Here is a 9,441-nt window from a genome sequence, read left to right as displayed (position 1 = left end):
CAGCTTCGAACCCTGTGCAGCTTTAAATAAAATTATTTTTGTCGTTTACTATAGCAGCTAGAAGCCCCCACACGTTCGTACGCCACTCAGCCACCCGACACCCGGCCCGCAGGGCCTGATCCGCTCAAGGCTCCATTCATTCACTCGCCCACTCAGTCACCCTTTTCATACTCCACCTGCAGTTCCAGCTTTGTATGGAACACAGGATCGCCGCTGTCGGTAGCGGCGGTTCTCTGGAGAGTTATGAAGAGGGTGTTTTTGCTTTTCAGGTGGAGCTGTTCCATGAAGGTCCGGATGCGGCGGAGGTAATATCGTTCATTCCTGTGGAATGGTTTTTCCAGCAGCATGGTGAGGTACAGGGAGGGACCGTAGGAGAGGGGATTCTGGAAGATATGGGGATCCCGGGAGAGGAGGACTAGCCGGTAGTCGTGGGGACTGGCGAGGTCTTCCAGGTCCTGAAAATCGGGGAGGAAAGAAAACTGGAGGGCTCCGGAGAAGAGGCTCCGGGCATAGAAGCTCACCAATGGGGCGCTCTGGAGGAAGGCTTCGCAGTGGGAGGTGTGGCCATGGAAGACGATGCTCCGCTGGCAGTACAGGGTGCCATGGGGGATGAGCATGATCTGTTCCATGGGCAGGATATTTTCCTGTTCCATACTGTGGATGGTGGACTTCATATCCTTGATGGACCGGGTAATCCTTTGGAGTTCTTCTTCATACTCCATGATCTTGTCTTCCAGAATTTCTTTCAGCAGATCCCGGGAAGGGGCTGCGCTGAATTCGGAGAGCCGGCAGCCGGGAATGGCAAGTTTTCGCAGGGCAAGAAGTTCCGCAAACCGGAAGACCTGGTCCAGTCCGTAGTAGCGGTAGCCATTTTCGTTTTTGAAACTGGGGGAGAAGATGCCATGGTTGTCGTAATAAATGAGCGTCTGCCGGTCGATCCGGAAGAGCTTCGCAAATTCTGCTGGGGTGTAATATTTTCGGCTTTTCATGGTCCCATGGCTCCTTTCCCAAAAGTCTATAGCCACTATACACTTTTAAGGAAATCTTTGCAATTCCATGAGAAACTGAACGGATAAAATAAGGAAAGCATAGATTATTTACTCTATAACATTAGGAAATAATGCGAAATTTAAAAAGAAACGGATTGACTTTATTAAGGCTATAAGGTGTAAAGTACGGCCATGAGAACTTGTTGACCCATTTGAGGGGTGATTCTGTGAGGTATCGATTCAAAACAATAAACCTCGACGAGGTCTGGCAGAAGGAACAGGGCTGGAATGAAGAAAAGAAATCGGGCCGCCAGTTTGATGACCGGAAGGAATTGGCTTTCTGGGAGAAGCTGGCTCCCGATTATTCCCAGCAGTTCAACCTGTACCGGGATGTGCCGGGGCTGAAGGAAAAGATTTCCTCCATTATCGGAAAGGGGTCCTATCTATTGGACCTGGGATGCGGCAGCGGGAACTTTGCTCTCCCATTTTCGAAGCAGTGCCGGGAAATCCTGGCTCTCGATTTTTCACCGGCCATGCTGGAAGTGCTGTCGAGGGAAATGAAGAAGCAGGATATCCGAAATATCCGGACCGTCTGTTCCAAGTGGGAGGATTTTTCACAGCCCTGCGAGACGGATTTCGTGCTGGCCGTGAACTCTCTGTACCGGGTATGCTACATGCGGGAGGCCCTGAAGAAAATCGTCCTCTATGGACGTAAAGGCTTCATCATCGTCCGCACCCTGCTGAAGCCGCTGCTCTACAGGATCTACGATGACCTGAATCTGGACTACCACAGAAATAATGACTACATGCTCATGCCCCTCATGCTCTGGGACATGGGCATCCACGCGGACGTGGAATTCATGAAGTATGACAGGACGAAACTCTATCCCACTCTGGCAAGCGGGGAAGAGGAAATGAAATCGGACCTGGGGGAACTGACCTATATGAACTTCAACAACCAGCTGGAAGAAAAATTCCTCCACCACTGCGAAAAGACGGAAGAAGGCTACCTCTACCGCTCAGAAAGAATCGTCCAGGTCATTTCCTTTGTGAAGGAAGGGTAGAATTCAGAACTATATAGGATGGTATTTAATTAACCAATAATTGACTTTTAAAGAATACAAGATTATTATTTTATTATAAAATGCGACTAGGGGTAATTAATCCCGCAGTCTTATGAATTATACGAATTACATGAACTGTTGTTATCAATAGTGACCGATATAATGATTCGTCTGTTATGCCAGGGGGAAAGACGGATCGCAAGATTCATTTTGGCATTTATGGTGATACAGACTATATGGAAGTACCGGCTAATATTAATTCCTACACTGATAAAACAATTAAACAGGGATTTTTACCTGGCAGGACATTTTTTAATGCAGTTACAAATAATCCGTCCATCAGTGTTGGTGGGGCATCTACCAATAATAACGTAGAACTCCAGATTCGCGGCGTTCGGTTCAATACTCATGATGAACTGATGGATGGCATTCCCGGCATGGTTGCAATGGGCGCACTTCCCATGAATTGGGTTGAACGAATTGATACTGTTATTGGACCTAACGTCGTTTTGAGTGGTACAGGTATCAATCAAAGCGTTTCAGGATTCGTTAATTTAGTTCCTAAAATTGCAAAAGACAAGCCAAATTTTGATGTTTCCGAGACTTATTCCAGCCATAGAATGTTCACCACAGGTATCGATTGGGGCCAGAGATTTGGGGATAATAATCGCTGGGGTGTTCGTATCAATGGAGAAACCTATAATGGAACTACCAGCTTTGACCATGAAAGAATGAATGGAAAGGATTTCTTCATCCATGTAGATCAGAAGACTTCTTCCAGTAAAACTTCTATGGTATTTGGCTATGACAGCCTTAAAAATCATGGTATGCCAGAGGTGCTCAATGTCGCTGCGAATTGGGGAAAAACGGTTACTCATTTACCCAGTGCCAAAAATGTGGTTGAGAATTTTATGCCTGACTGGTCTGATTTATCTCACCAGCGCCACGTTTATACTTTATCCCATGAACAGAAGCTGAACGATCATGTCATGGTTTATTTACGCGGCGGTTATGAGAAACTGACATGGCCCGGTTACTGGGACCAGAAACCGGTACTCTTGAATGATGCCGGTGACTATAACTTTGGAAAGTACGGATTTGGCGGGGATCAGGACAGTAAACGGTCCCGACGGGCTCTTACCGGCGGGTTCGTATTCGACTATAAACTGGGCAGTACATATCATAAAATTAACGCCGGATATGAGATGCTTTCAAATAGCTGGTATTATCTGAATTATTCTCATGCTACCCAGCGGTCTAAACCACAGGGGAATATCTATTCCTGTATTTGGGCAGTGAATGATGGAGCTCCCAAAAATCTTGGCGGTTCCTGGTATCGAAGCTCCAGAGTCATAGATCGGAGCTATGTAATTAGTGATACTATTACCGCTTTGGATGACCATTTGAAATTTATTGTTGGTGCCCGCAGGCAGGAAATTGAAACCAAGGGATTTAATGCCAGTGGCAAAATGACAAAACATTATGATAAGAATAGAGTCTCACCTATGTTTGGCATTTTGTATAAAACTTCGCCCAAAATGTCTGTCTATGCTAACTATTCTGAAGGATTAACTACAGTTGCTCCTATTTCCGGCACAGTGAATGAAAAGGATGTCTTTGAGCCTGTCCAGACGAAGCAGTACGAATTCGGGGCTAAATGGGATTTCCACAACTGGGGAACTACGCTCAGTTATTTCCACATCAAGCAGCCGGGGGTTGTCGTAAAGAATTCTGATAATTATTCCGTCCTTGATGGTAAAAATATAAACCAGGGCGTTGAATGGAATGTCTTTGGCAAGATTACACCTAAGTTAACAGCAACCGGCGGTATTATGCTGCTGAATGCAAAATATGAAGATACTGCTTCCGGCACAAATGATGGAAATCGTGTACATGGCACGCCTAGAATCAATGCAACCATGGCGCTGGATTGGGAGACACCTGTGAAAGGGTTGGATATGAATTTCCGGGTCCTCCATTTTGGAAATTCATATGCAGATACTGCTAACAAGATTAGAGTCCCTTCTTGGACACGTTTTGACCTCGGAGCTACTTATGATCATAATATCGGAACCCTGCCAATGACTTTCTCCGTTAATGTATATAACCTTTTTGACAGGAAGTACTGGTCTACTGCCACCACAAGCTATGCCGACGGTATGCTGATGTATAATCCCGGCAGGACTTATATCGTTTCGGCAACTGCTCATTTCTGAGTTGTAATATTAATCTGTCCAGTGGTTTTATCACTGTTAGCGAACAAGGAATTCTGAACAAATCGGAAACACTCTGCTTTTTTAGAAATCCTTTATTCGGGTGAATGTAAATTAAATTGCTTTTATCATTGAATCAGGGAGGATATGATTATGAAAAGGGAAAGAGCTTTAGCTGCTCTTGTAATGGGAGCACTGACTGCCTCTGTTTTTGGCGGAGTCTGTGCTTTTGCAGAAGATTCAAATACCGGATCTGCAACAACTACGTTAAGTGAAGTGGTTGTCATCGGCAACCGCGACAAGGAACGTGAAGTTTTACCGGGGGATTTTGTATATACTAAGTCCCAGACCGGTTTCCTTAATGGGAAAAATACAAAGGATATTCCTTTTACCCAGACAAACTTTACTGAAAAATCCATGGAGACATTTACGGGTCCGGATAAGCCGATGGATGCGCTGCTGGCAAATTCGCCATCTGTCCGTCAGACCGGTTCCATTCTCCATGGGGATTTCCAGTTCCGCGGTTTCAGGACAAACGGAACAAACTTCTATGTAAACAATGTTCCTGGCGTGTATACCCAGTTTAATACTCCACTGTACCCGATCGAATCTCTGGAAATGATTTCCGGGCCAAACGTGGGCCTCTATGGTACCGGTGTGCAGTATGAAACCACTAATCCCGGCGGTATTATCAGTCTGAAATCGAAGGTGGCGCCGGATAATGGAGTATTTGACTATACCCAGACCATTTCCGGCCGTGGATTATTTGGTGAATATCTGGACTGGGGCCAGCGTTTTGGGGATAACAAAGAATGGGGTATCAGGATTACCACTGAGAATATCAATGGACGTACATCGGTAAAGGGAACCAAGATCAATGGCCAGGGCATTTTTGCCAATATTGACCACACCACGGAAAAGTCCAAGGATAACCTCTTCATTGGGTATAGAAATCTGGATATCCAGAATGGGCTCCGCTGGTTCATCCTTGGCAACAGCATTACCAATGCTACCGGACTTCCGAAGGTTCCGAAGGGATCCAACAATTACGGCTTTGATGGCATGGTGAAATCTACCCATGGGTGGCTGGCTGTATACAACCATGAACAGAAATTCAATGATCACTGGGATGGTTTCTTCAATTTCGGTATGCAGAGGAATAACCTGGACCGTAACGTAATGGCCGGCGGTGGAAGTGGCTACACACTGAATGCGGACGGTACATTTAATGTAACTGCAGGTCCTGGAGAAACGCCGCAGGAATATTACTACTGGCAGCTCGGTACCGTTGCCCACTATGACACCGGCGCCCTTCACCATGATATTACCCTTTCCTATAACCAGGCCTGGAGAAACAGAAAGACTGCTGTAAATACGGGCGGAACAAAGACCATTGGTAAGGGCAGCCTCTATGATGGAATCACCCTGTTCTCTTCTCCTTCTACATCCTTTGATAATGCATGGAGTAATAAGACCCGTGTGAAGAGCTTATCCGTCATCGATGATATGACCTATAAGAAATGGGACGTAGTTCTGGGAGTGCACCACCATTCTGCAACAACCAGGGATTACAATTACAAGAATAAGACAACCCATGCAGAATTCACCGGTATTATCAAGACAGAAGAAAGTGCAACCAGCCCGACCTATGGTGTCATTTATCATCCAAATAAAGACTGGGCAGTGTATGGAAGCCATACGGAAAACTTTGATGCCGGCACCAGTGTTTCTACCCAGTATGAAAACTATGGTTCCGCTTTACCGCCATTGAAAACCAAACAGAATGAAATCGGCGTGAAATATGAACACAACGATATTCTGTATACACTGGCTTACTATGACATTAAACAGGATGGCCTTATTGATGTGTATCGTAATGGCTATGCAAAACCATTCCGCACCCGGGACGGGGAAGAACGGCATAAGGGCGTTGAATTTACGGTCAATGGCAGGCTGGCTCCCAAGTGGAATATTATCGGCGGCCTTTCCTATATGGATGCAACAAACGAAAAGACCACAAAAGGGAAACTGGATGGAATTCGTGTCAATGGTTCTACCCAGCGTACAGCAGTCCTTGGACTGGAATACAATCCCAATGAACAATGGAGTATTCTCGGACGGGCTATTTATACCGGTAAGACTCCAGTAAAGAACGAGCAGATCTGGGTTGGCGGGTACACTGTTTTCGACCTGGGCGCCACCTATCGGACCCACTTCGGCAAAGTACCGACCGATCTTTCTCTCATGTGCAACAACGTATTCAATAAAGATTATTGGGAAGTATCCAGAGGTAACCAGGTTTACCTGTCTTTACCGAGGACATTCACCTTCACCGCAAAATTCCATTTCTAACCTGATGGGGAGAAAAGGGCAGTTCCAGGCTTGGGACTGCCTTTTCCCACATTTCATTGTTTTTATGCACTCATAATTTGGACCGATTATTGCAGAAAAGGATTTGATTATTGGTGAAAAAAGTTATATTCGGCTTTCTTTGCCTGATGCTGCTCTCTCTTACTTGGTCTCTATCCGGATGCGGCCATGCAGTAACAAAGAATTTTGATAGGGAAATAGTCCTTGCTGCGAGCAGGGATCTCATACCCGGACCGGAAGATGCATTTTTTGCTTCTTCCATTGTTAAGGTATGGGAACCACTGGTTGCAGTGACCAATGATGGCAAGGCGGCTCCCAGTCTGGCAGAATCCTGGGAATCGGATGAATCCAAAAAAATATGGACATTCCATCTAAAAAAAGGAGTCACCTTTCAGGATGGTACTCCTTTCAACGCAGCGGCGGTCTACCTGAATTTTGAGCGCTATCGCCATATGGGGGTTAAGCCTTCTTCTTTTTACACATTTTCTCTGGAACGGTTTTATCCGGGACTTATCGGAATTGATATTATCGATGACTCGACTGTCCGGCTCCGTTTCAGGAATCCATTTCCCATGCTGATTTACCGTATGGCCGGTTGGGGTAGTGCTATGTTCAGTCCATCATGTTTTGATGCAAATACCGGTGAGTTTACCGGTACGGCGATCGGGACAGGCCCTTTTCGGATTGTGGAAAGGGTGCCCGATTCTTATGCGGTCATTGAGCGGTTTGATGGATATCATGGGGAGCCGGCCAAAGCCAGCCGTATACGGATTCTCACGATTCCTTCGGTGGATACACGATATTCAGCAATGCGGGCCGGTGAAATCCAGGGAGTCCTTGATCTTGGCGGATTGACCCCGAGAATGGCTTCTGAATTGGAGAAAACCGGTGATTTCAGAATCAATGCGGCCCATTCCACTATTTCCCATTATCTGTCTGTCAATGGAGGAAGATTTCCTTTTCAGGATGAACGTATGCGCAAGGCCATTAATATGGCTATAGATCGAAATAAAATTGCTAAATTCTATTTTTGCGGTTTTGCAACGCCTACGAGAAGTTTCCTGAATAGTACGAACCCTTTTGGCAGAGTTGTCTCTCCTGTCTATGATTCTAAGGAAGCAAGGCGGCTTGTCGGGGAGGTATTGGGGAATCAGAGAGTCGAAGTGAAATTCCTGCTGCCCCAGGATACATCCAGCCGCTATCCCTATAAGGAAATTGCTGAATTTATCCAGGCAGAGCTGAAGGATGTGGGAATTGATATGAGAATTGTAATGGCTGACTATCTGACTTCTCGAAAGATGATGAAAGCCGGAGACTATGATCTGTCCATCGGTATCCGAGGCATTGCAAATCTGGACCCCACCTTATTGCTGTCAGATTTCTTTCGGACTGGCGGTGCTACGAATAAAGCCAGCCATTTCATGTACTCGAATCCGAAGGTGGACGCAGATTTTGAAGCCTTGGAAACCACCTGGTCCATGGATGATCGGAAGAAATATTATGATGATATTATCAATGAACTGTTGGATCATCCAGCGATAGTTCCCTTGGTGGAAGATGAAAATATTGCGGTGTGCTCTAAGAAATTAGCCGGTTATGATGCCGCGGTATATGGTATTACGCTGGATAAGGTCCACTGGGCCGGGGAGGAGGAGAAATGAGAAATTTTCTGCTCTATGCTTTCCGCCGGATTCTGATGCTGGTTCCTTTTCTTATAGGCCTTACGATTCTGGCTTTTGCCCTGGGGGTATTGTCTCCCGGGGATCCGGCGGTGGCGGTGCTGACCATGGATGGCTCTTCAGAACCGACGGAGGCGGAAATCCTGGCTATGCGCCACAGTATGGGGCTCGATCGGCCCTACTGGGTACAGTACCTGTCCTGGCTTTCCGGGGCGGTGACGGGAAATCTGGGGGTCTCTTATCTCACGCACAAGCCCGTACTGGATGAACTGCTCCGCCGTTTTCCGGTAACCCTCCATCTGGCCCTCTGGGCCATGGGCTGGGTGATTTTCCTGGGAATCCCGGCGGGGGTATGGGCGGCGGTCCATGAAGAGAGTTTTCGAGAAATGGTACTCCGCATTTTTGCCCTTGTTTTCATTTCAGTCCCCTCATTCTGGCTGGCCATTATAATGATGCTTCTTTTTTCCGAGGAACTGCAGTTGCTTCCTTCCAGTGGCTATGGGGACGCGGTTCATATGATCCTGCCGTCCTTCGTACTGGCTGCAGGGACGGCGGCTGCCACGCTGCGGCTGGAACAGGCAAGTATGCTGGAAACCATGGAAAAGCCATTTGTACTGACCGAAAGGGCTAAGGGCCTGCCGGAGGGGTATATCATGGTACATCATGTACTGCCCAATTCTTTGATTCCCGTGATTACCATGGTGGGGACGTTCTTTGGCTCTATCCTGGGGGGTTCTGTGATCATCGAAAATCTCTTTTCCATACGCGGCTGTGGCCATCTCCTGGAGAATGATAAGGGCCTGGTGGAGAAAGTACGGCGGATTCTGGCCATCCATCCCGATGTTGTCCATCTGGGGATCTGCTGCTGCGACGACGGACGGTCCAAAGAGCTCTGCCCGGAGATAGAGGCTTTGGCCGATATGTTCCGGTCCAACGGTATAGAGGTGGTCAGAGGGACGCATAGTGAGTTTTAGTGAATGTGGCGGCGCACAAATTGTGGGGCGCCGCTTTTTATATTGCCGTTAAAAGTTAACCCTCCCTCTTTAGAGGGAAAAGTAAGCGAACTGGATTTGTAGTGAGCGTAGCGAGCGAAAATCCAGTGAGACACTTTCATCGCGAAGGCGAT

General features: G+C 46.9%; 6 protein-coding genes. 5 read left to right on the top strand and 1 reads right to left on the bottom strand.

The features are described 5' to 3' along the window. Positions 1–152: 152 nt before the first annotated feature. Entirely contained in the window at positions 153–989 is an 837-nt protein-coding gene (locus tag QZR21_RS06275; RefSeq protein ID WP_296096094.1) for a MerR family DNA-binding transcriptional regulator, read from the bottom strand. A 227-nt stretch (positions 990–1,216) separates the two neighbouring features. On the opposite strand from QZR21_RS06275, the gene QZR21_RS06270 reads away from it, so the two are divergent. From QZR21_RS06270 to QZR21_RS06250, 5 genes are all read left to right on the top strand, one after another. Beyond that, positions 1,217–2,053, top strand: a complete 837-nt coding sequence (locus QZR21_RS06270; RefSeq protein ID WP_296096096.1) for a class I SAM-dependent methyltransferase — start codon at positions 1,217–1,219, stop codon at positions 2,051–2,053. Between the two features lie 176 nt (positions 2,054–2,229). After that, the gene (locus tag QZR21_RS06265) at positions 2,230–4,269 is read left to right on the top strand and encodes a TonB-dependent siderophore receptor (protein ID WP_296974422.1); all 2,040 of its coding nucleotides are present in this window, start codon (positions 2,230–2,232) and stop codon (positions 4,267–4,269) included. A gap of 150 nt (positions 4,270–4,419) precedes the next feature. Next, positions 4,420–6,618: a TonB-dependent siderophore receptor gene (locus tag QZR21_RS06260; protein WP_296974419.1), complete on the top strand. Its 2,199-nt coding sequence runs from the start codon at positions 4,420–4,422 to the stop codon at positions 6,616–6,618. A gap of 113 nt (positions 6,619–6,731) precedes the next feature. After that, positions 6,732–8,297, top strand: a complete 1,566-nt coding sequence (locus QZR21_RS06255; protein WP_296974417.1) for an ABC transporter substrate-binding protein — start codon at positions 6,732–6,734, stop codon at positions 8,295–8,297. Then, positions 8,294–9,289, top strand: coding sequence for an ABC transporter permease subunit (locus QZR21_RS06250; RefSeq protein WP_296974414.1), 996 nt, complete (start codon positions 8,294–8,296; stop codon positions 9,287–9,289). The genes QZR21_RS06255 and QZR21_RS06250 overlap by 4 nt, the downstream gene beginning before the upstream one ends. Positions 9,290–9,441 lie beyond the last annotated feature (152 nt).

The organism is uncultured Dialister sp., from assembly GCF_900541605.1.
Taxonomy (GTDB): Bacteria; Bacillota; Negativicutes; order Veillonellales; family Dialisteraceae; genus Dialister.
Note: the sequence above shows the minus strand (reverse complement) of the source record. Positions and strands in the feature narration are given on the sequence as shown.

Excerpts from the sequence above, each read along its gene's own strand:
- QZR21_RS06275 (WP_296096094.1), bottom strand. The coding sequence starts at position 989 with ATGAAAAGCCGAAAATATTACACCCCAGCAGAATTTGCGAAGCTCTTC.
- QZR21_RS06265 (WP_296974422.1), top strand. The coding sequence starts at position 2,230 with ATGCCAGGGGGAAAGACGGATCGCAAGATTCATTTTGGCATTTATGGT.
- QZR21_RS06260 (WP_296974419.1), top strand. The coding sequence starts at position 4,420 with ATGAAAAGGGAAAGAGCTTTAGCTGCTCTTGTAATGGGAGCACTGACT.
- QZR21_RS06250 (WP_296974414.1), top strand. The coding sequence starts at position 8,294 with ATGAGAAATTTTCTGCTCTATGCTTTCCGCCGGATTCTGATGCTGGTT.